The sequence below is a fragment of the Moorena sp. SIO4G3 genome (genome assembly GCF_010692305.1).
GTDB lineage: Bacteria > Cyanobacteriota > Cyanobacteriia > Cyanobacteriales > Coleofasciculaceae > Moorena > Moorena producens_A.
Window position 1 is genome coordinate 1 of sequence record NZ_JAAHIG010000109.1, and the last position, 24393, is coordinate 24393.

Here is a 24393-nt window from a genome sequence, read left to right on the forward strand (position 1 = left end):
TATATTTTTAATTGGACAAGCTCAAAAATACTTCCTAAAAACTACTTAATAATCGTCTTAGATAACACCCCTGATTTAACTAGAAGCTTAAGTTAATACATTCAGATCTAGGCTCTGGTTATTAAAGCTGAATGAGTTTTGCACTTACACCAGCAAATCAAGCAATTAGCGTCTGCTTTCTGCTCTTTTTCCCTCCTACCTCATAAGTATGACCAACGCTATATACTACCCAAGATAGATGTAAATTATATATAGCTTGATATATGTTCTGATTTTCTTAATTTAAGTAGTCGGATCAAATTAAAGTGAACGGTTAACAGAAGGAGACTTGGGGTCCCGGAGAAGGGCTGAGGGGCTGTTTGGGTCACTTGTTTCCGCACCTGCTCAGGGGGTGACAATAAGAGTGAAAAGTAGATAGGATAAGGATTTGAGCAAACGAACCCAAAAAAGAATAGAGTTGTCTAGTGGACAACCCTAAAATAGAAATGCTTCTTCAAAATTCACCTTAATGAAAGTCAATGTCAAACTGTGCAATTGCTGATCATGCTATTGCACAGTTGCCTAAATGTAAGGATTTCACCTGATTGGATAACCTGATAACAGGTTTTGTGAATTTTATTGGATTATCAACCAAATAATACCATTATCATCTAATAGCATTATTTGGCTTCTAGGTGCAACAGGGATCCGTGTAGGAATTGTGATAATTTGTTATGCCATATTGCCTACTCCCTGTTCCGATGATCCGCTGTTCCCTTTGCTATACAGCTAATTCACACTTTCATCTACTGTTGTATTCGATGCCCCTGTAGCAATTGGCAATTCCTCGACTTTGGGTAGCTTCTCGAGGGCCAGACGAGACGAAGAAGTCCCACCGGATAAACGCTTCAGAAGTTTTGGTCTAGGGTCATGGAGCAAGTAAATAATATTATCCCCTGGTTGCCAATCTTCATTGCCACTCGCCACTTGAAAACTCTTTTCCCTCTCCACTAGCAAAGGTACCAGTTCTCCAGAGCGAATTAAGGCATTTAGATGAGCTCGCTGAAAACCAAATCCAGCTTCCTTGAGAGTGGTTTTGCCCAACTTGATTTGCCCATCATTAATGTACTGGATCCAAGTTTTGATCGGTAGTTGTGCAATGAAGGCCTGATTAACCTTGGTTTTATTGTTGTTGCTATTGACTTGGGGGTCACGAGGAAACACTGCTAAGACTCGCGGTGGATTAAACTCCTCTGCTGCTCGTTGAGCCAATACCAAGTTAATTTCGCCATTCTTGGTCATTGCTAGGAACGTTCCCACCGATTCGATGCCAGCTTCTTCTAGAACATCCACATCCAAACCACTGCTCTGGAAAACTCGCAGATTTTCGTCCCGTGCTTTTTGGCAGGCTTCTGGGTCTGTATCAATAAGGACAACAGACTCTCCTCGCTCTTGAAACAAACGAGCAATCAGACGGCTCATCGAATTACAACCGATGATTACAGCACCAGTTGCCTCCTCCTCTGGGTTAAGTTTTAGCCATTTGGCGACCCAACGAGCGGTCAAACCTTGTAAAACTACCGTCAACATAATGGTGAGGAATACCAAGGCTTTAATCGAGTCACCACCATTAAACCCCCGTTCCGTTAGGAGAATGGCAAACAAGGAAGCCACAGAAGCACTGACAATTCCCTTAGGACCAATCCAGGACACAAATAATTTTTGCCGCCAATTGAGATCACTATTCCAAGTACAAACCACCACACTGATGGGGCGCACCACCAACATCAACACCAAGACGGTAAAGATACTGCCCCAGCCTAGGGCAAACACACTGGCGATTGAGAGGTCAGCGGAGAGGAGTACGAATAACATGGAAACCCCAAGGACAGTTAATTGTCCCTTGAAGCGTCGCAACAAGCGCTCTTCAGGCAGGTCAGAGGCTCCCATCACTACTCCAGCCACTACCGTTGCCATCAAACCGGATTCAGAGCGAACCATCTGAGCCAAGCCAAACAAACCCCACATGCCAGCCAGTACGACTAAGTTTTTGAGTTCTTCTGAGATGAAGCGTGCTTGCTTGAGAAGAAACCCCATTAACCAGCCCCCTAAGCCCCCAATAACAGCACCGATGCTCAAACGAAGACCTAGACCGACAAATGCTGCATTTGCACCAGCATCACTATTTAAAATTGTATCCAGGACAACCACTGCCAAAATTGCCCCGACTGGATCAATGAGAACCCCTTCCCCTTCTAGGAGGGTTTCTACACGTCGATCCACTTTCACCTGTTTTAGCAGAGGGCTAATCACCGTTGGTCCGGTGACCACCACTAGAGAGGCATAGAGAAAAGCAATCGGCCAAGGAAACTCCCCTAGCCAGTGAGCCGCCATACCACCTCCTAACAGGGTAATCAGTGTTCCTATGGTAACTAGATTTCTCAGACTACCAGACACTTTGCCCAGATCCCGCAGATCTAGGTTAAGCCCTCCTTCAAACAGAATAACTGCCACTGAGAGGGCAACAATTACCTCTAGACCAACCCCTAGCTTCTGTGGGTGCAAAAGACCGAAGCCATCTGGTCCGAGTAGAGTGCCAAACATCAGCAAAAAGACAATGCTGGGAATTTTTAAATACTCACCCATTACCTGGGCACTGATCCCAGCGAAGATGGCGATAACCATCTGTAGGGTTAGTTCAAATGAGCTTTCCATATGCGTAAGTGTCGCAAGTGATCAACTTAGGTAGAAATTCCTCATTATTCTGTGTTCAACTCCATGGCCTGGCTTGGTCAACAAGTGATCGGTTAGCAGTGAATCTGAACTTGAGGTAAGTTCTAGAACATTGCTCGTAGCAGTCGATGGTCAATGACTCAGCTATAGGTCACAGTAATAAAACCGTCTATAGCCTATCTTAAGCATGCCCTTTGTGTCCTGGTAGTGTATCACTTTCATAGGACTTATTACAGAAGTAGGCAACTTTGGAACTTCGGAACAGTGAACAGGTAAGGATTCTGGAGAAGATTTTTTAACTTTGGCAACAGGTCTTGAAAAAAACTCAAGTTTGAATTACTCAAGAGTGTAAGCAAAGCTGTTTGCTGTTGTGCCTTACTTAAACGATTGCTGACCAACACTTCCTCCCGGAGATAACATTGAGCGAGTGTAAATAGTCATGGGGAGGTTTGAGAGTGTCTGTTACCAGCTCATCCTCCTCTTTGTCTAATTAGTTTTGTTTATATTGTGTTTATCTTGTGTATAATTGTCAGACTTTGCCATTGGTCAGCAATCTAATCATTAATTCCAGCCATAGCTCACACTACTCATAGGTCAAAGGTTTTTCTACGTTGATTGGTAATTTAAAAAAAAATTAAGTTTTAATTCATGCTGGATAGTTTAGCACCGTCAGTTCCACAACGGACATTCCATCACTGACGGTAAACAGCTTCAACAGAATTGCCTGTTCACCCTCGCGCGAGACGATTAGTTAGAGACGATTAGTTTTCGGACATAATTGAAAGGTTAAAGGTAAAAAGTGTACTGCTGTGGTGAAGAACACCAGACAACGGGGTTAGTAGATTAGATAGGATGGCTAGCAGGATTGGGATAATCCCCCAAGTAGAACCGAAAAATTCGATGATGGCTCGTGGTCTGGTGGGGAACAGTAAAATTAGCTTGCTTAATGGTTTTTTGTTAAACTTCTAGCTTTAATTATGAATTATTGGTAAAGGTAAAGGTAAAGGTAAATTTATGGATCATAAAACGTTTACTTGGGGTGGCTCGGGAAACCGCATACGTAGAACTCAACGCTGGATTGAGAGATTGTCGCTGTTAGGGTTACTCCTAGCAGCACTATTGTTGTTTAGCATTAATTTGGGCAGTGGCTCGTTGGAAGAGGTAGAGCAAAGCATAAGTCATCTTGCTACTCAACTACTTTCAGCAAAGGGGGAATTTGGGCAGTGGCTTTACCCAACTCTCGAAGGTGAAACCCTAATTGAACACCCCCCCCTACTAGCCTGGCTGATTGCGGTGGCTTATCAGTTTGGTGGTGTCAACGAGTGGACTACGCGCTTACCTAGTGCCATCCTCAGTGTTCTGTCGGTACTGCTAGTCTATGGTCTTGCTACAGAAATCTTCCCCTGCCGTCAGAAGGCTATTTTCTCTAGCTTGATTTACCTAACGTTCTTACCAATAGCCCATTATGGGCGTATGGCAATCCTGGATGGAGCTAATCTGTGCTTTGTGGTGTTGATGATGTGGTGTGTGTTGCGATCGCGTCGGGACTCACGCTGGTCACTGCCAGCGGGGATCGGATTAGGCTTGATTTTCCTCACTAAGGGGATCCTGGTGGCATTGTTGATCACAGCGATCGCTCTGTTGTTTCTAGCATGGGATACGCCCAGACTCCTCACGTCTACTTATTGGTGGTTAGGATTGCTCTTAGGCTATAGTCCTGCTCTTGCTTGGTACACTGTGCCATTGCTGGTACAGGATCAAAGAGCTGTTACTACAACTAAAGCCATTCTCTACGAGTCCCTACGCCCGATCTGGACAGCAGTGGATGGGCAAAATCGCCTGCCTTGGTATTACCTGGGGGAAATGTTAAAATTTTCCGCACCTTGGTTACTGTTCTTTTCCTACTGGTTACAGCAGGCTTGGAAGAATCGCCATTGGGGCTGGGCTAAATTGGTACTGGTATGGGCTGGCGGTTACTTGATCGCCATTTCCCTTCTTGCCACTAAATTGCCTGGGTATGTGTTACCAGTTTACCCAGCATTAGCCCTTGCTGGTGGAGCCCAACTCACAGACATTTGGCATTGGCCTTCTGGCAAATCTTATCCCCGTTTTTGGAGTATTGGTTTAAGTCTGCTAGGTGTCGCTACCATTACTGTGATGCTTCACTTCGGGATTAGGAAAGCTTTTGACCTCAGCTCCTGGCTGTTCTTCGCTTGTGTCCCTTTAACCATGGTTATAGCAGGGATGCTGGTTGCCCGACAGGATAGACAATTTATGGTAATTTTATTCTGGGGAACCTATATTTCACTACTGATTTTGATGTCTTCTGACCCTGAGATTTGGCAATTGCTGATCTAGTTCAACTTATTGGTTAATACTGGTCTGCTTGAGTAATGGAAATTGAAGCCAGCCAGAAGAATTGATGATGCCCCTGACTGGATGTTATTTATACAATATCCCAATTGAGTGATTAAAAGCTAGATTGGGAAGTTTCCATAAATGGGGATGGAAATTGATACACCGCTTTCTTAACAGACAGTGATCAAGTTGGCATGGAGCTATCAGCAGTCAGCTGACGCGCTACTTTCCGGCTTTGCAAACAGCTAATGTTTTGGGAGCCTGGGTTTATCAAGAGAGTAAGCTTATGGGCTCCTTTTCAAACCACGCTTACTGTTTAAAGCCTCGTGGATTGGTTCTCTTGAGGGCATCATCAATGGCTACTTGCAGAGCGTTTCAAGTAGCGCTAATGCTGATAACTGACGGCGGAATGCTGACATTTTGAGCGAAAGCACATTTACCGGTTAAGGCGTTCTAAGCCTTGTCTATTCGGCTCAGGATGCCTCACGTGCTTCTTCTTCTGTTTCATCAAGTTGTTTAAGGTGAATGTGCTTGCGTCCCAGGGTGATTTCAAACTGGTCCCCTGGTTCTAAACCCATTTGTTTCGTGTAAGCCGAGCCAATCAGAAGATTGCCGTTAGACTGCACACTAATCCGATAGCTGGCACTGCGTCCGCCACGACCATTGCCATTGACTTTGCTGTCTAATTCAATCCCCTCCGCATCAATAAGGGCATTGAGGAACTTCATCATATTGACTCGCTCTACTCCGTTTTTTGTCACGGTGTAGTAGCCACAGGCTCTAGCTTTTTCTTCTTTGCTCAGGTTACCTAGGTTTTTGACTTTCTCCACCAATGCTTGGCCCTGCAGAGGAACGATCGGAGCAGCCATGTTTTTCTTTTTAGCCATCAACTTGAATCTAATACTAAGGACTTAAGTGGTATCCAGCCTTTCTACTGGACTGACTGTCAACTAAGATAACAAAATCTTAGTTTAATATCAGTATATGAGACTATCTTACACCGATAGTGTCAACTGTGTTCGTTAATAGTCAGTTTTTAACTACCGTTCAACTACAGCAATAGGTTGTGAATAGGTCGTGAACAACTCCGATCATCTGGGTCACAGGAAAATTGCCTAGGGTCACGGGAAAATTGCCTAAAAGAGTATGGGCTACTCTTGTAGGCAATTTCCCCACCAGCAACTTGTACTTTCCATCCCTGTCACAAGTCAATGGCTATCTCCATTGGGTGACACTATTTTATAGTTTCTTTGAGCTGTTGCATTCAGGCAACGGGCTATCAGCTATCAGCCATTGATAGTCTAAGATATAAGCTTCTGCCTTGAAGCCGATAGCTAAAAGCATACCGCTCAAAGTATAGTCTTCAGGATGAGAGGGTTCCTTGGTTCCCCCTGCTCTTGATGCTGATAGCTGAGTGCATTAAACGAGCGTGATCTTTAAACAGGTCATAAAATCGTTTCCGACTAAGCGTCTTTCAAAGAAATTGTCCCGTTAACTCCCACGTCCACTTTCCGATTGGATTGCTATTTTATTATGAAGCTCACCACTCGTGGACACTACAGTGTTAAGGCACTACTAGATCTGAGCCTAAGACCAGGGTATGGACCGACATCGGTTAGAGCGATCGCTAAACGGCAAGGTCTACCAGCTCCATATCTAGAAAAACTACTGATTGAGATGCGTCGTGCTGGCTTAGTCAAGTCAGTTCGTGGAGCTCAAGGAGGCTATCAATTAGCCCATGAACCCACAGAAATTTCCCTCGGCAAAATCCTAGAAGCAGTGGGTGAAACCATCGAACCACTACCCCACCATACCCCAGACGCTGGTCAAGCCGAAGACTGGGTTACATTTACACTTTGGCATCGTTTGCATCAAAAGCTTAAAGAAGCATTGTACACTATAACTCTTGCCGATCTTTATTATGATGCCCGTAGTTGGCAAGCGGCTATGGGAGAAGAAACCAGTTTCGTTGTTTGAATCAATTTTTCTTTTCATGAAAAAGAGTAACGAACCGATTACTTATGAGGGAGGCTGTCATTGTGGCGCTGTCCGCTTCCAGGTAATTGTAAACAAGCATCAGGCAATTGATTGCAATTGTTCGATGTGTAAAAAAAAGGGCATCTTACACCTGATTGTCTCCCCTGAGCAATTTAGCTTACTTAAGGGAGATCAAGTGTTGACTAGTTATACCTTCAACACTCACACGGCCAAGCACACATTCTGCCAAATCTGTGGCATTCATCCTTTCTATCGACCCCGCTCTCATCCCAATGGGATTTCTGTCAACCTACGTTGTCTTGACGGTGATGTTCTATCTCGATTTACCATTGTCCCTTTCGATGGGGCTAACTGGGAAGAGAATGTCGATAAAATTAGAAAGTAGTGGTTCAAATCCTGGGTAATAACCATACTAATGGTCTCATTTTGCTGCTGGCGGCTAGTCTAGATTATCTGATCGGTGATCCTTGGGGTTGGGTCCATCCAGTGCAGGTTATGGGCTGGGTAATCTCTCAGTTCACTCAGCTAGCAATTCACTTCTGGCAGCAGCCTTGGCAACGACGCCTAGCAGGAATTGGGTTGGGTATTGGACTAATTATTGGGAGTGGAGTAGCTGGATGGTTTATTGTCTTCCTAGGAATCTGGCTCAATCCATTTTTGGGTATAGGCATAGGAACGATATTGCTAGCCAGTTGTTTTGCTGGTCGCTCTCTTCGAGCAGCAGCAATGGATGTATTACAGCCTTTAACTGCCGGAGAATTAAAACTAGCCCGTTCTCGATTAAGTCAATATGTTGGTCGTGATACAGAAAATCTTTGTGAGTCAGAAATCCTACGAGCTGTCCTAGAAACGGTGGCGGAAAACACTACCGATGGGGTCACAGCCCCTCTGTTCTATGCCATTGTTGGAGCGTTAATTCCTGGGGTTGGTAGTGTTCCTCTGGCCTTAGCTTATAAAGCTGCCAGTACTTTAGATTCGATGGTCGGTTACCGCCGAGAACCTTACACGAATTTAGGTTGGTTTAGTGCTAAATTTGAAGATTTACTAACCTGGATCCCCTGTCGATTAACCGTATTGACCCTAGCCTTGATGTCTGGAAAACCCCAGCAGATCTGGCGTCTGTGTCGCCGTGATGCTATTGCTGATCCGAGTCCTAACTCTGGCTGGAGTGAATCGGCTTTTGCTGCGATTTTGGAGGTTCAGCTGGGAGGTACTAATGTTTACAGTGGTGTTGTCAAGCAAAAACCCTTATTAGGGAAACCTACCTACGAGATCACACCAGGCAAAATTGACCAAGCCTTAGAGCTGACACGATATTGCTTTTTAATTTGGCTGGGTATAGGGTTGGTTTTTTGTCTAGTGCAATATGCGATTGGCCTTTGGCCACGCTTTGCGAACGCTTTACACAACGTTATCGTTTAATCAGGCAATTATTTTTTTTTGCTTAAATTTTCCTCTATGGGAGTAAATTGTCTTATAACCTTTTTCCAGCAATTTATTTGGCATTGCTGAACAAAAGAATGACATCAAGTATAGTTGGGTCACTTACCGATTACCGATTACCGATTACCCTTGGGTCTTCCAGCTGACAGCAAAGCCATCTATTTTTACTCAACTTTAGGGCAAATTCTGATCATAATTGCCTCAAAACTTAATAAAACTTAAAAAAGGAGATAAACGTGGAAGTACTTGCTTACACTCATTCCTATGAATCCTATGAAGAAGCAGTAGGTATTGATTGTGATCTAGATCTAAGAGAACTCAACCTCAACTGGTTTAAAATTCCTAACACTGCTTGGCTCGGTTTACTAGGATGTGCGGTCTGGTTAGCGAGTCTGAGTGTAACGGCTCCAGTGTTTGCGGCTTTAGAAACAGGGATCAAAGTCAAGACAAGTGGTGGTTGCTTGACTGCACGCAAAGGTCCGAGCGATACTTCCGCAGCTGTTGTCTGTGTTAGCAATGGAGCTGTACTCAAACCTGTGGTTGCTAAAAATGGGAATTGGCTGCAGCTGAGCAGTGGCAATTGGGTTTATGGTCCTTACACTACCTCTCGATACTTTAATGGCAGTGATCAAGGGGGTGGCGGTAGTCCGATTTTGGAATCAGGAATCAAAGTCAAGACTCCCAATAGTGGGTGTTTGAAAGCACTGACTGGTCCTGGCACTGGTCAGGTTGTTGCTTGTGTCCGCAGTGGATCTGCACTCAAACCTGTGGTTGCTAAAAATGGGAATTGGCTGCAGCTGAGCAGTGGCAATTGGGTTTATGGTCCTTACACTACCTCTAAATTATTTGATCAAACTAGTGAAGGTGGTGGAGGTAGTCCGATTTTGGAATCAGGAATCAAAGTCAAGACTCCCAATGGTGGGTGTTTGAAAGCACTCCCGGGTCCTGGTACTGGTCAGGCTGTTACCTGTGTTCCCAGTGGATCTGTACTCAAACCTGTGGTTGCTAGAAATGGCAATTGGCTACAGCTGAACAGTGGCAATTGGGTCTATGGTCCTTACACCACCTCTAAATTCTTTTAATCTGAATCTTTATAGGACAGGACTTACCCAGTAACTCTACTTGTAAGGTGCGTTAATAACGCACCTTACGGCTAGGATTACCTCTCAAAGCTGAGGCTATTCAGAACATTGATCACTTCTGCTTTAGTCATTCCGGGACGAATTTCTGGTCTATATAGCATTTCTATGACAGCTTGATCAATCTCCGCATATTCGGTGGTATCAGTCCAGCCTTGGAAAAATACACTATTTCTGTATTTATAGGAATCCCTCATCAGTCCTATAGATTGGGTGAGCTCTTCTCGGATTAGGTGAGACCGTGCCTTTTGGGTAATACTAGTTGTAGAAATCATAATTCTTGACTTATAAATAACTTGGTTATTCCACCAAGTCCGAACAAACCCAAAATTGACCGGTCGATAGTTAGGCTCATAGCGACGAAACTCGTATTCGGGAACAAAATAAATCTTTAAATTGGGATTATTTTCATCAAAATTGATTTGAATTGCATCTTGGGTAATGCTATTTATTTCATCAATGACGGTTGACAAAGTCTGCCAATCTTCATGGGTTGGCAAGCCGATAACCTTAATCCTCACATTCCTATCCCATTTTTTGATAGTAGGATTGGAGGAGCGGTATTCCGAGCCTAAGGCAATTTCCAAAAAATAATCAATTTGAGCTTGAGTATAGTTTTTGTTTTCAATTGATTGGAGAGTGGGTTGTGTGCTACTTAGCTCATAATTATTCCCATAAGTGGGTGTTTGATAAGTAGATGGAATCAAAAAACCTAAGAAACTCAGAATAACAGACTTGACGATTGGCAAACAAAAATTACCCATGGTCACTCGCTTCGCTCCAATTCAAAATTATCAATTCAAAATTCAAAAATACCCCAGGAATTAATTCGAGGCATTGAAACATCGCTTCGCTCCAATTAAAAGAGCATTTTGACATAAATGAATTCAGGGGCTTGTATCCTTAGGTGCGCTTTCCGTGATGGCGAACGCGCCCCGCGTGACCTACGGTCAAGGGATTGCTCGCCATCACGGGTCGCACCTGTGGAAACAATTTAAAATTAGAAGCCTATTCATTTTTAATTTTGAATTTGGCATTTTGAATTCAAAAATGGTCATCCGTAAAGAAAGTAGATGAATCTATAGAGTTAGGTTGATAAGTGAGGGTTTTTTGGCACAGTGATGATTCGCGATCGCATCACTTTGCGACGCGATTACAAAAAAAAACCCCAGCAGTCAGCTGAGGAAAATTATCCAGGAGATTTACTTTGATCACATCCGTTATAACTCTTAAATCCGCCAGGAAATTGACTACATCCGGAAAGATTGGTCATGGTTGGGATCATTAAACCGAAGAAACTCAGAATATAGGACTTGAGGATTGGCAAACAAAAATTACCCATGGTCATCCCTAAGGAAAGTAGATGAATCTAGAGGTGCGACCCGAACGCGCCCCGCGTCGGCAAAGCCCTCAAGGTGCGACCCAAGGGCGATTTACTCGCCCTAGGAGGCGCGCACCTTGAGGTGGGATCCAAGGGCGATTTACTCGCCCTTGGATCCCACCTATAGCGAATTTAATTCTTAATGCGGAAAGCGCACCTAAGAGTTAGGTTGATCAGCGAGGGTGTTGTGGCACAGTGTATGATCCGCGATCGCATCACTGTAGAGCGCCGATCACAATAAAAACCCCCAGCAGTCAGCTGGGGGCAATATCCAGGAGATTTATCTTTACTAAATCCGTTATAACTCTTAAATCCAGCATCAAATTGACTAGATCCGGAAAAATTGATATATGGTTGGGATCATTAAACCGAACAGACTCAGAATATATGACTTGAGGATGGGCCAACAAAAATTAGACATGGTCATCCCCTTTGGAATTAATCTAGAGAATTGGGTTGATCAGCGAGGGGGTTTTGGCACAGTGATGATCCGCGATCGCATCACTGTAGAGCGCCGATCACAATAAAAACCCCCAGCAGTCAGCTGGGGGCAATTATCCAGGAGATTTACCTTTTGAGGGTAATTATTGAGGAGATTTAGTTTTACCACATCCGTTATAACTCTTAAATCCAGCAGGAAATTGACTAGCTCCGGAAAGATTTCATGGTTGGGCTCATTAAACCGAAAAGACTCAGAATATAAGACTTGAGGCTGGTTGACTGACAAAAGATCATGGCGTAGGTTGGGTTGAGGCAACGAAACCCAACACCAGTCAGGCTTTCGTGTTCGTTACGCTATCGCTAACCCAACCTACAGCAAAATCAGCATTTCAACGGTTTTGTCAGTCAATCAGGACTTGAGGATAGGCCAACAAAAATTAGGCATGGTCATGCCCTTTGGAATTAATCTAGAGAGTCTGGTTGCTCTATAGCAATAAGCGCGCCGGTATTTAGAAATATTGCTAAAAGCTTTGTCAAACTTGGCTTTTCTATTCCGGTCTTGATGCAGTCGCTCACGCCTGCATCAAGACCAGGCTCAAAAATGTAGTTAACGATACTCTTAAGCCTCGAAAACTACTTCTTACCTATTCCCTATTCCCTATTCCCTATTACCTATTACCTATTACCTATTACCTATTCCCTGTTCAACACTTCTGAGGCGATCGCATCACTGTGGAGCGCCGATTACAAAAAAAAACCCCAGCAGTCAGCTGGGGGAAATATCCAGGAGATTTACCTTTTTAGGGTAATTATCCAGGAGATTTACCTTTACCACATCCGTTATAACTCTTAAATCCAGCCTGAAATTGACTACATCCGGACAGATTGCTAAAAGATTGCTCCTTAAAGATTGCTCATTGTTGGGATCAAAGATATTACCTGTTAGCTGGTGAAGGAGTGATCGGGTCAAAGGGTGATCTGGTGAAGGGATGATCGGATCAGCAGTTATGACCTATGAAGGCAACAGGGGATGACGTGGGCTTGCTGATCTCCATTAAGATAGTAGTGTTATGAACACAATACAAATATTGCTAGAGAACTGGCTATCATAAAAAAAAATTTGGTAGGAAAGCGATGGAAAGCTTAGTCTGCGTTAATCTTGCCGAGTCCTATGAAGACGCGGATAATTTTCCGTGGCAAGATGATAATGGTTTAATTCGATGGTTGAATGGGCTAAACACTCCCACTATTCCTAGTTCAGCTTGGATCAAGATTAGTGCGATCGCAATTGCCCTAACCATCCTCAGTACCACTGCTAATGCCAGTGCTAAAGTACTTCAAAAAGGCAGCCGTGGAGCACAGGTGACTTCTCTTCAGAGAGAGTTGGCAGCTGCTGGCTTTTATAAAGGTCGGATTACTGGCAACTATGACATGTTAACCCAGTCTTATGTTGCTATATTTCAGCAAAAGAAGGGACTACCAATAGATGGTGTGGCTGGACCAAAAACCCTAGCAGCCTTATATAAAACTGCTGGTACTGATATTCGTCTACCAACAAACACACAGCTCAAACGCGGTAGTAGAGGAACGGTAGTCAGCGATCTACAAAAGAAGTTGACAACCTTAGGATTTTTTAATGGTCCGATCACTGGCTATTACGGGCGCATGACCCAAGCAGCGGTAATTAAATTTCAGCGAGCCAAGGGATTACGGGCGGATGGCGTTGCTGGACAAAACACCTTATTCGTAATCAATGGTGGTTCGATCAACAGCGCCACTCAGTTACGGCGAGGTAACAGAGGAACTGCTGTGACCAAACTGCAACAGCGCATGAGGGAGTTGAAAGTCTACAACGGTCCAGTAACGGGATTCTACGGTCGTTTAACTGAAGCAGGGGTCATAAAATTTCAGCGCTTGAGGGGACTACCAGTGACTGGTATTGCTGACTCTCGCACTTTGTCAGACTTAGCCAAAAATCCTAATGATCAGGATAATCTTACCAACGTGACTGAGTTGCGACCAGGCAGCAATGGCGAATCGGTTACAAAACTGCAAAATCGCCTTACACAGTTGGGATTCTACAAAGGGCCAGTAACAGGATACTATGGTAAATTAACTGAGACCGCAGTCAAAGATTATCAGCTTTCTCGGGAACTGCCAGCAAATGGCATTGCTGACTCTCGTACCTTATCAGCACTACGGGGCAATTCTTCTGGTATTGCCGTTGCTACCACCATCATTACTCCATTAAAACGAGGTAGTCGTGGCACAAGAGTGAATAGCCTTCAGAATCGCTTGATTTCCCTAGGCTACTATAAAGGATTAAAAGATGGCGTATTTGGACCAGACACAGAGGCAGCCCTGAAGCAATATCAACGGGACAAAGGCTTATTTCCCAATGGAATTGCTGATGCTAGAACCTTTTCATCTCTTGCTCCACGCTAATCGCTGAACGTCTGGTATAATCTCAAAACCTTGACAGCCCTGTCCCCGCCTAACTATAGGAGTGTGGGCGGGGTATCCTGCTGAAATTTTTAATGAACCAGGATGCCTACTCAAACCATTGAAATCCTATCAGCTGAAGAACTGCGCCGTACAGTCAATCGTTTGGCATCTCAAGTGATCGAACAAGTGAGTGATTTGTCCAAACTAGCACTGGTGGGTATCTATACCAGAGGTGTTCCTTTAGCTCAGTTGCTAGGACGTCAGATTGAAACCCTAGAGCAGGTTAGTGTGCCAGTGGGAGCCTTGGATATCACCTTTTATCGAGATGATCTTGATCGAATTGGTATCCGCACCCCGGCAAAAACAGATATTCCCTTCGATCTTGATCGTAAGATAGTGGTGTTGGTAGATGATGTCATTTATAGAGGACGTACCATTCGTGCTGCTCTAAATGCGGTGCTTGAGTATGGTAGACCCCAAACGATTAAATTATTAGTGCTAGTAGACCGAGGACATCGGGAACTGCCGATTAGTCCAGATTTTACTGGCAAACTACTCCCCACATCCGCCGAAGAACAGGTAAAGGTTTATCTAAACGATCATGATGGTCGGGATGGAGTGGAATTAATTAAAGTAATTAGCCCCTGAATCGTGATCAGATTGCTCTTATTTTCCAAATAATTATGACCCAAACCCAACAGCGAAAGGCCGACCACATCAGGATTTGTCTGGATGAAGATGTTCAATTTCGTGCCAATACCAATGGACTGGAAAGGTACCGCTTCACTCACTGTTGCTTACCAGAACTAAACCGCAGTGAGATTGACATATCTACTACATTTCTGGGGAAATCCTTGGGAGCACCATTGTTGATTTCTTCTATGACTGGTGGTACTGAACAGGCAAAAACGATTAATTTTCGTCTGGCTGAGGTTGCCCAACATTACAAACTAGCCATGGGGGTTGGTTCTCAGCGAGTAGCTGTGGAAAAACCCGAGGTTGGTCATACCTTTGCGGTGCGCTCCCAAGCTCCAGATATTATCCTATTTGCCAACATCGGTGCGGTTCAGCTGAACTACAGTTATGGACTAGAAGAATGCCAAAAGGTGGTTGACCTGTTAACAGCAGATGCGCTGATTTTGCACATCAATCCCTTGCAGGAGTGCATTCAAGCTAATGGGGATACTAATTTCAAGGGTTTACTTGACAAAATTAATGATTTATGCAGTAAGTTAACGGTACCAGTGATTGCTAAAGAAGTGGGTAATGGCATCTCAGCCGCTATGACCCAGAAGTTGCTGGAAGCTGGTGTTACCGCTATTGATGTTGCTGGTGCCGGGGGCACGTCTTGGGCAAAGGTAGAAAGTGAGCGAGGATTAACCGCTCATCAGCGTCGGTTAGGACAGACCTTTGGTGACTGGGGTTTACCAACCGCTGAGTGCATTACCAGTATTCGAGCCATTGCTCCCGACATTCCCCTAATTGCATCTGGGGGATTGCGCAATGGTTTGGATGTGGCAAAAGCGATCGCATTAGGAGCCGATATTGCTGGTCTAGCATTACCATTCCTGCAAGCAGCAGCTGAGTCAGTAGATGCCGTTGATGCCTTAGTGCAACTGTTGATGGCAGAAATCACTACCGCTCTATTCTGCACCGGTAATGCTACGTTGTCTGATCTCAAGCAATCCGACACTTTAAAGAAGTTAGGATAGTAATAATAGGGAATAGGGAATAGGGAATAGGGAATAGGGAATAGGGAATAGGGAATAGGGAATCAGGAATAGGGAATGGCTAAACGCCCTTAATCCTGAATACTTAATCCCTAATCCTGAATACTTTATTCCTAATTCTGAATACTTGATCCCTAATCTTTAATCCTTAATCCTTAATCCTTAATCCTTAATCCTGAATCCTTAATCCTTAATCCTTTACCAAATGCGTCAATTTATCCAACAAACTTTGGCCAGCCTAGTAGGAAGTCTTGCCGGTTTAATTCTATTTTTTAGTTTAGCTACTAGTGGATTCCTGTTTCTACTGATTGCAGTAGCATCCAAAGATACAGGGCCACAGGTTCAAGATAAATCAGTGCTGGTGTTTGATTTATCCGTCAATATCAGCGATACCAATCCTACCTCAAGCACTAGTGAAGTGATTGAAGAGGTGTTATCGGGTCAACAAAGCAATATCATCCCTTTGCGCAAAGTGCTCGATACTCTGGATAAGGCAACTAAGGATAAGCGCATTGTTGCCCTCTACCTGGATGGATCCGCATCTAAAACTGTTGGCAACACTGGGTTAGCAAATCTCAAGGAGGTAAGGGAGGCTCTGGAGCGTTTCCGAGCTGCTGGGAAAAAAATTATTGCCTATGACGTAGATTTGGGAGAACGGGAATACTATCTTAGCTCGGTTGCGGATACGATAATTATTAACCCAATGGGAGTTGTGGAAATCAATGGCTTGAACTCTGCCCAACTTTTTCTGACCGGAGCTCTCCAGAAGTATGGTATTGGTGTTCAGGTAGTTCGAGTTGGCAAGTACAAGTCCGCAGTTGAACCGTTCTTGCTCAAACAGCTGAGTCCTGAAAGTCGGGAACAGACTCGAGAATTGTTAGATGATATTTGGGATGAATTTTTGACAGCAGTGGGGAAAAGTCGTGAGATTACTCCCAAGACCTTGCAAGCGATCGCTAATACTAAAGGGATGTTGATCGCATCAGAGGCCAAAACTCAAGGTTTGGTGGATCAAGTTGGATACTTCGATGAGGTGATTGCTACTCTCAAAGAGCTTACTGGAGAAAATAAAAAGGATAAATCGTTCCGGAAAATTAAGCTGGCTACTTACGCTAGAGCGAAAAGTCCTTACTCTAAAAATCGCAAGTCTAAGCATAAAATTGCCGTAGTTTATGCCGAGGGTAGCATTGTTGACGGTCAGGGAAACCTTGAGCAAGTGGGGGGTGAACGCTTTGCTAAACAGCTGCGCGAGCTACGGCTGGATAAAGATATTAAAGCAGTAGTGCTAAGGGTTAATAGTCCTGGTGGCAGTGCTACAGCCTCTGAGATTATTCAACGGGAAGTGCGGCTGATCCGTCAGGAAAAGCCAGTGATTGTGTCTATGGGCAATGTAGCAGCTTCTGGTGGCTACTGGATTTCTACCTATAGCGACCGAATTTTTGCTGAGCCAAATACTATCACTGGTTCTATTGGTGTCTTTGGTGTACTTTTTAATATCCAAGAATTAGCTAACAACAATGGTCTGACCTGGGACATTGTACAAACAGCTTCTTTAGCGGATATTCAAAGTACTGTCCGTCCCAAAACAGACCAAGAGTTGGCAATCTACCAAACCATGGTTAATCAGATTTATGACCAGTTCATTGACAAGGTAGCAGAGTCACGTAAATTGCCTAAGGGCAAGGTGAAAGACATTGCTCAGGGACGGGTTTGGTCAGGTATAGAGGCCAAGGAGATAGGTTTAGTTGATGAGATTGGGGGTATTAATGATGCTATTGAGTATGCAGCTAAGCAAGCTAAGTTAAAGGATGATTGGAAAGTAGAAGAGTATCCAAAAATTCCTAGTTTCGAGGAAAGGATTCTGGAGACACTGACTAATGATGTTACGCTCACAAGCCGACAATTACCTGAGCCACTAACTACAGAATTGCTGAAGCTAAAACAGGATTTGGCAATTTTAACAACCTTGAATGACCCGAAGGGGATTTATTCTATTCTACCGTTTAACTGGCGGCTTGATTAAGGGTTCCATAGCGCAGCCAAAAGGCCAAGGTTGTCTGTCAGAATGCAGAATGTAGAATTAAGAATGTAGAATTAAGAAGGTAGAATTAAGAAGGTAGAATTAAGAATGTAGAATTAAGAATGTAGAATTAAGAATGTAGAATTAAGAAGGTAGAATTCCAAAGTCTACCTTCTTAATTCAAAACTGTTTGAGATTGAGCTTCCTTAAAGTTTTTTAAGATTCAGCTAGAAATCGAAAGCAAAACTTCGCTCACCTAATCGTCAAGAAACGACTAAAGTCTCAATCATTGCTTCACATAGCGCCCCATTCAAAACTTGATCGAACCTAACAAACATTGGAGAACTATTGAGTTCCAAAAATACAAGTTGTTTGGTGTGTGGATCGGTTTTGAAGTCAGCCGCCCCAAAATCCATCTGTAAAGCGACCATTAATTTGCGTAGCAACTCTACTTCTTGGGGAACTGTTTCGAGTGGAATCACCTCAGCATCTGGTTTAACCCGATAATCTAGATGCTGACTACGGATTTCAAAAGCAAAGGTATGATTCCCTACGACATAGATCCGTACTTCTGGCGCTACTAAACGATTTTGGACAATAGCTGGCATCGCAGCACAACCATTACGAAACTGGATAGAGGAGTACAATTGCTCTAGGGAATAACAAAAATCACCCCCAGCAACGGGTTTAGCAATCGCACTCCCCGCAGAATATTTTCCCAATTCCTCGGCTTCGTTGGTGATCCAAGTATCAGGGGTTTGCAAACCTAACTGTTGCGCTAGTATCAGCATTGCTGGCTTATTGCCAACTGCAGGTACATGGTGACGATTGAACAACCGGATATGGTTTTGGGATAGCAACCAACCATAGAGGGTTTGATACCAACCCGATGCCCGTTGTGATGCCCCAGAGTTCGGAGCGTTAAGATTACCAAAAACGTCATACCGCATAAAAGCTCCGGTTACAGACAGAACTGGAGCCTCAACTCTGGGATGCCTTTGGGTAAGATGCCATGAAAATTTCGGACTTTCTTCTTGCCCATGGCGTAAATCGCAAATCGGGACTTGTTGACCTTGAGCAACTTCAATCAACCGAGTCAGATTTGGATCTAACTCCCCACCTGCAACAAGCAAACATCCACCATCTGCTGATTTAATCATTAGTACCGACCAAATGGACTACTCTCTTCACCCAGTGCTAGAGTTGTTGGTCCTTCCTCTCCTACTGCCTTTGTTGTCGGTTGAGGCTCTTCCTCTCCTAGTGCCTGTGTAGTGACTTGAGGCTCTTCCTCTCCTACTGCCCGTGTAGTCGGTTGAGGAGCTTCCTCTCCGTATGCCTGTGTAGTGACTTGAGGATCTTCCTCTCCTACTGCCCGTGTAGTCGGTTGAGCTTGTATAGTAAATCGAGGATCTTCCTCTCCCAATGCTAGTGTAGTCGTTTGAGGCTCTTCCTCTCCGTATGCCTGTGTAGTAAATCGAGGCTCTTCCTCTCCGTATGCCTGTGTAGTAAATCGAGGCTCTTCCTCTCCTAGTGCCCGTGTAGTTGGTTGAGCTTGTGTAGTAAATCGAGGCTCTTCCTCTCCGTATGCCTGTGTAGTGACTTGAGGCTCTTCCTCTCCTAGTGCCTGTGTAGTAACTTGAGGGTCTTCCTCTCCTACTGCCCGTGTAGTTGGTTCCTCTTCTCCTACTGCCAATGTCGTCGGTCGAGGGCTTGACTCGCCAGGCTTGAGGAACTCAGCAGCATGAACCGTAATACAATTGATTCGGGCAGAAACAATTACCGCATCTGCACCATTGGTCGGTGTAAAGTCAACACAAGCCGTGATTGGCGTCAGTCTTGGAAGACTAATACCTGACGGTTTATCAGCATCAAAACTGAATTCTAGGACAGAATCATCTGGATTGGGGTCTGCTGAGTTGTCTAACCGGGGATTTGTCCAGCCAGAAGTGGCAGCAAGCCCATCTGCTTGAATACTGAGTACAAGGGGAGACTCACTTATCTTAATTACAGAAACTTCCAAAACTCTGAAAACTTTCATCCTGCTACGTATTTTCTCCAGATATATCTAACAGTTATTCATGATTAAGTCACCATTAAAGTCACCTTAGATCCTTTGAGGCAAAGTAACTTTGATGGTTGACTCAACTATCCATAGGAATTTATATCCTTTTTGTTTCTAAATAAGATGAGGCGTTATAAAAATTTAAGCATTATATAGCAGTCCTATATGATTCGTGAAATATATTGGCCAAAGTGAACGCTAAAACCCTTGCCCAGCAATAATCCCAGATTTTGCTGATTTTACAAATGATTTAGGATTGCTATAGCGGTTTTCAGGGGTCGGGTACGGTGAAATGTGAATTACACTATTTACCCCGTTCCCGATTCCCGATTCCCGATTCCCGATTCCCGATTCCCGATTCCCAATTACCGATTCCCGATTCCCGATTCCCTCTTAAAACCGATACTTGCGAATCTGCTGTTGAGAATCCTTACTTACCAGCGCCCAGATTCCGATTGGTAAAGCATTCCCTTGAGCATCCACCTTAATTTCCATCACAATTGGTGGTGGTGATATCGGTCGGTTAGAGTTCTCTTGCCTAGCACTATTTAATTCTTCATTAATTTGTTCCCGTTGGTCTTCTGGCATATAGTAAGTTTCCAATCCGTACTCAATCGAGCCATAGTTAGCAACACCTTTGAGGGGAATCTGATTAGCTGGTAGTCGGGAAGGGAATTTGGCACTTAAGCCTACTGGTTTCCAGGGTATTGGTAGTTTAGTTGAGTTGGATGAGTCTGGTGCTTCTAAAATTACGTAAAAACGGGTACCAGGCTTGATAAACGTTACCTTGTTGCCATTAGGTTGTTCCTTGGGCAATTTTTGCCAGCCAGGAAGATTGCGTAAGTTGTCCTGATTAGAGATATCGTATCTTAGAGTTTGGGAATAGCCTCGCAAAAGTTCATAAGGGTCTACTGGCGCTGTCTGAAGGATGACAGTTTTTCCAGTCACTGTAGTGTAAATTGCCTGGGTGGGAACAGTAATAATTAGTGCGGTTTGAAATAAAAGAGGTACCCAGAATCGCCAGCTTGGGATAGGACGGGAATACTCAGAATTAATGCTCATAGGTCATAAGTCATAAGTCATAAGTCATAATTCAGACTTCAGATAGCGCTCAAACCATAGTCCAGCACCAATAATACCTAGCCCACAGAGGAATAAGACTATGGATTTGACTAATAAACCAGTATCGTACTCCAGCATCCGGGTCAAAATTTGCAGCGTCAGTAGCACCATGCCACCCCAAAATAAACCTCGTTTCCCCTCTGCTAGTCCGGCGCGGATTAAACCGATGTCGATTAGGAATAAAAGCAGATTGAAGATGAATACCGCTATGATGGGTAGAATACCAATACTGAGATGCCAATAGGGAACTAGGGCGCTGATCACAATCATAATAGCCACAACCTTAGTTGTTGAGTCCATTCGAGGTAACAGTCTGCTCCATGCCCAGATCGTTAAGCTACCTAAAATGACACTATCAATCACGGCAGGTTCCAGGAGTATTGAGGTGACGTCAACTAGCGGTTTGACTGATGGGGAACTATCCCATAACACGTGGAAAGACAAAAAATAACATGATAGGCTGAGGAAGGTGATCCCAAGAGTGCGGGCTGTGCTATTAAATTCCTGGAGGTTGGGCTGAATTCTTCCCAGGAAACCCCCGTATGACCATAACCAGGCTGGTGGTAGAGCGCATGCGATCGCAGCAATCCAACCGGGATAAGGCCATAGCTCGAAGTTGATCAAGTTCCATTCCAGGGCAGCAACTACTGCGATCGCACTTAAGCGAAACATCCATCGTGAACGACACCAGTAAGCCAAGGGAATAAACAGTAAACCCGCAAACACTGGCATATGTTGTATGATTAGCCTTAGCCAAGACAACTCTGTGATTGCCAGAAATTCTGGCTGGGACATTCCTTGCACATACCCTAACCCAATCAATACCATTGCCAGCATCCCTAATAGGGTCAAGCGTAGGCTATAAGCCATGGCTAAGACTCCTAATCCCCAAATCAGGTATAACTGATAGAGTGGTCCACTTTGGTGGAACATTTGGGACATCAGTGCTATATTGGCTCCTAAAGTCAGGGCTCCTAAAAGTAATAAACCCTGTCCCAAACGGCTTTGCCTACCTTGGGTTGGGTCTCGCCATAGATAGAAGCCAGCAATGTTGATCCCGAAGAAGACACTCAGAAGGAAAGTCACTTTCAACCACCGAGACCAGGCTTGCCAGTTGGCTGCCACAAAGGTGATCATGCCCAAGCCTAAGAGAAGACTGCCTAGTACCAGCAAAATTACGACGAATCGATTACGGGCCGCTACTTCCAGGTCACTAAATTGATAGCGTTCCGCTAATTGAGCGTATAGGCCAGCATCAATCAACCCTTCTGTTTGCCATTGTTGTGCTTCTTGACGTAACTGGTGACGAAATTTATCGGAAGGCATCACAACCTATTTTTTTGAGCTTAAGACTTTCATTTGGGAATATACAATGTTATAATCACTAACCGACTGAATGTTTGATTATGTCCATGATATGGTGTAAACATTCTGTAATAATTAGATTAGAGTAAGTAAAAAACTGTTAACTAGAATCGGAGCTAATGGTAAAGCAGAGGTCAACGTGTGGGTCGTAGTAGCTCCGATCATGTGGTATATAGGAGTTTTGATTTTACTGCATCCGTCTGTTCAGTTGAGGTTGGTAAGGTACGTCAGAAGATTGTCTAGACGTGGTAAGTGTTCGTCCCTCAAATTTATCCTTATCCACCCTAGTGACTGGTGTCAACAATTTTTTCCTTTTTTTGTTATAGCCCGGAGGTATCTCTAAATGTCCATTCGTCTGTACATAGGTAACTTACCTAAAGAAGAAGTAAACCGTGATGAGCTGCAAGCTATTTTTGCTGAAGCCGGTGACAACTTTAGCACAAAAGTGATTAAAGATCGTAAAACTGGTAAATGTCGGGGCTTCGGCTTCGTCACGGTGGCAACGGATGAGGAGGCTGATCAATTCATTGAAAAGTTCAATGGTCTTATGTTCAAGGATACTGCCTTGAAAATTGAAAAAGCTCTGCCACGATCCAAGAATCCAGAGAAAGAAGCATCTAAGGAGAAAGAAAAACCCAATCAGGACTCAACTTCATCTAGCAGCAACACTCCCCCCCCTCGCCGTAACAACAACAAGAATAAGTCTAAGCGTAAGCATCAACAGACTACATCTGACCCCGCTGGAATTCAACCCGATCCCCGTTGGGCTAATGAATTGGCAAAGCTGAAAGAAATGTTATCGGCTCAAACTACTAACTCTTAAGTTGGGATACATCTAACTGATTTCGATTAGCAATTCTGGCAAGATTAGCCCTACGTCCTACCCGTCCGGGAGGCGTGGGCTTATTGCTCTGTAAAGCTTGAAGCTTTCGAGGGAATTTTTAAATAAAAGATTTAATCACTTAGCGCCTGGGTTTGACCAGTCTGCTCATAGTACTGCTGATAGTACTGCTTTAATAGTTCGATATCTGACTCATTCTGCCCGACAGAGAGTCTTTTCTTTTTTTTGGTTGATGATCACTGGCAAATCCCGATAGGTTTATGGTCTCTTAAGCCAGATCTCGATAGCTTACTAATACCAAAGAAATTAAAGCCAACGAAACAGGAAGCCATTGAGCTTGATAGATAGCGGTCAATGTTGTGTGTCCACTACCAACTACCTATTAGCTTAACGCTTATGGTGGAAAGTCTCGCAAGCTCAGGTAATTTTGCATCGTCTGTTACCCGATCGATTTACAATTATCAATTGTGAACTAAAACTTAAGTTTTAACCACTGACCACTAACCACTAATCACTAACGTTGTTATGAGTGCAGAAATTGACCCCATTAAGCTAATGAAACAGGAAGTTGGCAAAGCAGCTGCCAAGCGGGTGCAGTCAGGAATGATTGTGGGGCTAGGCACTGGTTCAACGACTGCCTATGCAATTCAGTTTTTAGGCGATCGCTTAAACTCTGGAGAGATTAAGGATATTGTAGGGATCCCCACCTCTTTCCAGGCAGAAGTCTTGGCGAAACAGTACGGTATTCCTTTGACTACCCTTGATGCGGTGGATCACATTGATGTAGCGATTGATGGTGCTGACGAAGTCGATCCCCAGAAAAATTTGATTAAGGGGGGTGGCGCTGCCCACACCCGTGAGAAAATTGTAGATTCCCTGGCCAAACAATTTATCGTAGTGGTGGATAGCACTAAAATAGTTGACAGCTTGGGGTCTACCTTCCTATTACCTGTAGAAGTTATCCCAATGGCAATCACACCAGTTATGAATGCCATTGAAAAGCTAGGGGGTAAACCGGAACTCCGCATGGGGGTCAAAAAAGCTGGACCAGTGATTACGGATCAGGGAAATATGGTGGTTGATGTCAAATTTGAGGCCATTGATAACCCAGCTGAGCTAGAAAAAACTATCAATAATATTCCTGGTGTCCTGGAAAATGGTTTATTTGTTGGGGTTACGGATCTCGTTCTAGTTGGAGAAGTTAAGGATGGTCAGACCGTGATCCGGGAAATTTAACACATCCAGCACTAAAGCTTCATGGTGCCGTGGGATTCTTGCTTGATAGAAATACTCTTGATAGAAATACTCAGATATTTCTCCCAAGCCAAGGCAATTA

At 44.1% G+C, this 24393-nt stretch carries 20 protein-coding genes; 13 read left to right on the plus strand and 7 right to left on the minus strand.

Annotated features, from left to right (window positions below; translation table 11 throughout):
• Positions 1-768: 768 nt before the first annotated feature.
• Positions 769-2694 (minus strand): cation:proton antiporter, encoded by a 1926-nt coding sequence (locus F6J99_RS19880; RefSeq protein ID WP_293114591.1) that lies wholly within the window; start codon positions 2692-2694, stop codon positions 769-771.
• A 1032-nt stretch (positions 2695-3726) separates the two neighbouring features.
• On the opposite strand from F6J99_RS19880, the gene F6J99_RS19885 reads away from it, so the two are divergent.
• The gene (locus F6J99_RS19885; protein ID WP_075905108.1) at positions 3727-5070 is read left to right on the plus strand and encodes a glycosyltransferase family 39 protein; all 1344 of its coding nucleotides are present in this window, start codon (positions 3727-3729) and stop codon (positions 5068-5070) included.
• Between the two features lie 473 nt (positions 5071-5543).
• Here the strand turns inward: F6J99_RS19885 and F6J99_RS19890 are convergent, their stop codons facing one another.
• On the minus strand, positions 5544-5957 hold the full coding sequence (locus tag F6J99_RS19890) for an AbrB family transcriptional regulator (RefSeq protein ID WP_293114594.1): 414 nt from the start codon (positions 5955-5957) through the stop codon (positions 5544-5546).
• Positions 5958-6603: 646 nt separating this feature from the next.
• Here F6J99_RS19890 and F6J99_RS19895 point away from each other — a divergent pair.
• The 4 genes from F6J99_RS19895 (at position 6604) to F6J99_RS19910 (ending at position 9593) form a co-directional block, all read left to right on the plus strand.
• Positions 6604-7047, plus strand: a complete 444-nt coding sequence (locus tag F6J99_RS19895) for an Rrf2 family transcriptional regulator (protein ID WP_070392486.1) — start codon at positions 6604-6606, stop codon at positions 7045-7047.
• 124 nt (positions 7048-7171) lie between these two features.
• Positions 7172-7453 carry a GFA family protein gene (locus F6J99_RS19900; RefSeq protein ID WP_324611049.1) on the plus strand — a complete coding sequence of 94 codons (282 nt, stop codon included), beginning with the start codon at positions 7172-7174 and terminating at the stop codon, positions 7451-7453.
• Positions 7453-8490 (plus strand): adenosylcobinamide-phosphate synthase CbiB, encoded by a 1038-nt coding sequence (gene cbiB, locus F6J99_RS19905; protein WP_075905114.1) that lies wholly within the window; start codon positions 7453-7455, stop codon positions 8488-8490. The genes F6J99_RS19900 and cbiB overlap by 1 nt, the downstream gene beginning before the upstream one ends.
• Before the next feature lie 257 nt (positions 8491-8747).
• Positions 8748-9593, plus strand: coding sequence for a hypothetical protein (locus tag F6J99_RS19910; RefSeq protein ID WP_293114597.1), 846 nt, complete (start codon positions 8748-8750; stop codon positions 9591-9593).
• A 77-nt stretch (positions 9594-9670) separates the two neighbouring features.
• On the opposite strand, the gene F6J99_RS19915 is transcribed toward F6J99_RS19910, so the two are convergent.
• Positions 9671-10414, minus strand: a complete 744-nt coding sequence (locus F6J99_RS19915; protein ID WP_293114623.1) for a DUF2927 domain-containing protein — start codon at positions 10412-10414, stop codon at positions 9671-9673.
• Between the two features lie 1015 nt (positions 10415-11429).
• Between F6J99_RS19915 and F6J99_RS19920 the strand changes: the two genes are divergently transcribed.
• The 5 genes from F6J99_RS19920 to sppA all read left to right on the plus strand — a co-directional run bounded on the left by F6J99_RS19920 (position 11430) and on the right by sppA (position 17670).
• The gene (locus tag F6J99_RS19920) at positions 11430-11558 is read left to right on the plus strand and encodes a hypothetical protein (RefSeq protein WP_293114599.1); all 129 of its coding nucleotides are present in this window, start codon (positions 11430-11432) and stop codon (positions 11556-11558) included.
• Positions 11559-12606: 1048 nt separating this feature from the next.
• Positions 12607-13917 (plus strand): peptidoglycan-binding protein, encoded by a 1311-nt coding sequence (locus F6J99_RS19925; protein ID WP_293114601.1) that lies wholly within the window; start codon positions 12607-12609, stop codon positions 13915-13917.
• 102 nt (positions 13918-14019) lie between these two features.
• The gene (gene pyrR, locus F6J99_RS19930; protein WP_293114603.1) at positions 14020-14565 is read left to right on the plus strand and encodes a bifunctional pyr operon transcriptional regulator/uracil phosphoribosyltransferase PyrR; all 546 of its coding nucleotides are present in this window, start codon (positions 14020-14022) and stop codon (positions 14563-14565) included.
• A gap of 35 nt (positions 14566-14600) precedes the next feature.
• The gene (gene fni / locus F6J99_RS19935; protein WP_293114605.1) at positions 14601-15629 is read left to right on the plus strand and encodes a type 2 isopentenyl-diphosphate Delta-isomerase; all 1029 of its coding nucleotides are present in this window, start codon (positions 14601-14603) and stop codon (positions 15627-15629) included.
• A gap of 223 nt (positions 15630-15852) precedes the next feature.
• Positions 15853-17670 (plus strand): signal peptide peptidase SppA, encoded by a 1818-nt coding sequence (gene sppA, locus F6J99_RS19940; RefSeq protein ID WP_293114607.1) that lies wholly within the window; start codon positions 15853-15855, stop codon positions 17668-17670.
• Between the two features lie 260 nt (positions 17671-17930).
• Here the strand turns inward: sppA and F6J99_RS19945 are convergent, their stop codons facing one another.
• Both F6J99_RS19945 and F6J99_RS19950 read right to left on the minus strand, forming a co-directional pair.
• Entirely contained in the window at positions 17931-18827 is an 897-nt protein-coding gene (locus tag F6J99_RS19945; protein ID WP_293114609.1) for a hypothetical protein, read from the minus strand.
• Positions 18827-19705, minus strand: a complete 879-nt coding sequence (locus F6J99_RS19950; protein WP_293114611.1) for a hypothetical protein — start codon at positions 19703-19705, stop codon at positions 18827-18829. Before F6J99_RS19950 ends, F6J99_RS19945 begins: the two co-directional genes overlap by 1 nt.
• 318 nt (positions 19706-20023) lie before the next feature.
• Here F6J99_RS19950 and F6J99_RS19955 point away from each other — a divergent pair, with 318 nt between their 5' ends.
• The gene (locus F6J99_RS19955; protein WP_293114613.1) at positions 20024-20191 is read left to right on the plus strand and encodes a hypothetical protein; all 168 of its coding nucleotides are present in this window, start codon (positions 20024-20026) and stop codon (positions 20189-20191) included.
• On the opposite strand, the gene F6J99_RS19960 is transcribed toward F6J99_RS19955, so the two are convergent.
• Positions 20123-20791 carry a GDYXXLXY domain-containing protein gene (locus F6J99_RS19960; RefSeq protein ID WP_293114615.1) on the minus strand — a complete coding sequence of 223 codons (669 nt, stop codon included), beginning with the start codon at positions 20789-20791 and terminating at the stop codon, positions 20123-20125. The two genes, F6J99_RS19955 and F6J99_RS19960, sit on opposite strands and share 69 nt — an antisense overlap.
• 24 nt (positions 20792-20815) lie before the next feature.
• A complete protein-coding gene (locus F6J99_RS19965; RefSeq protein WP_293114617.1) occupies positions 20816-22177 on the minus strand; it encodes a DUF2157 domain-containing protein in 1362 nt (453 codons plus the stop codon).
• Positions 22178-22559: 382 nt separating this feature from the next.
• Here F6J99_RS19965 and F6J99_RS19970 point away from each other — a divergent pair, with 382 nt between their 5' ends.
• Positions 22560-23039 carry an RNA-binding protein gene (locus F6J99_RS19970; RefSeq protein ID WP_293114619.1) on the plus strand — a complete coding sequence of 160 codons (480 nt, stop codon included), beginning with the start codon at positions 22560-22562 and terminating at the stop codon, positions 23037-23039.
• A gap of 543 nt (positions 23040-23582) precedes the next feature.
• Positions 23583-24293 (plus strand): ribose-5-phosphate isomerase RpiA, encoded by a 711-nt coding sequence (gene rpiA, locus F6J99_RS19975; RefSeq protein ID WP_293114621.1) that lies wholly within the window; start codon positions 23583-23585, stop codon positions 24291-24293.
• The last annotated feature ends 100 nt before the right edge of the window (positions 24294-24393 follow it).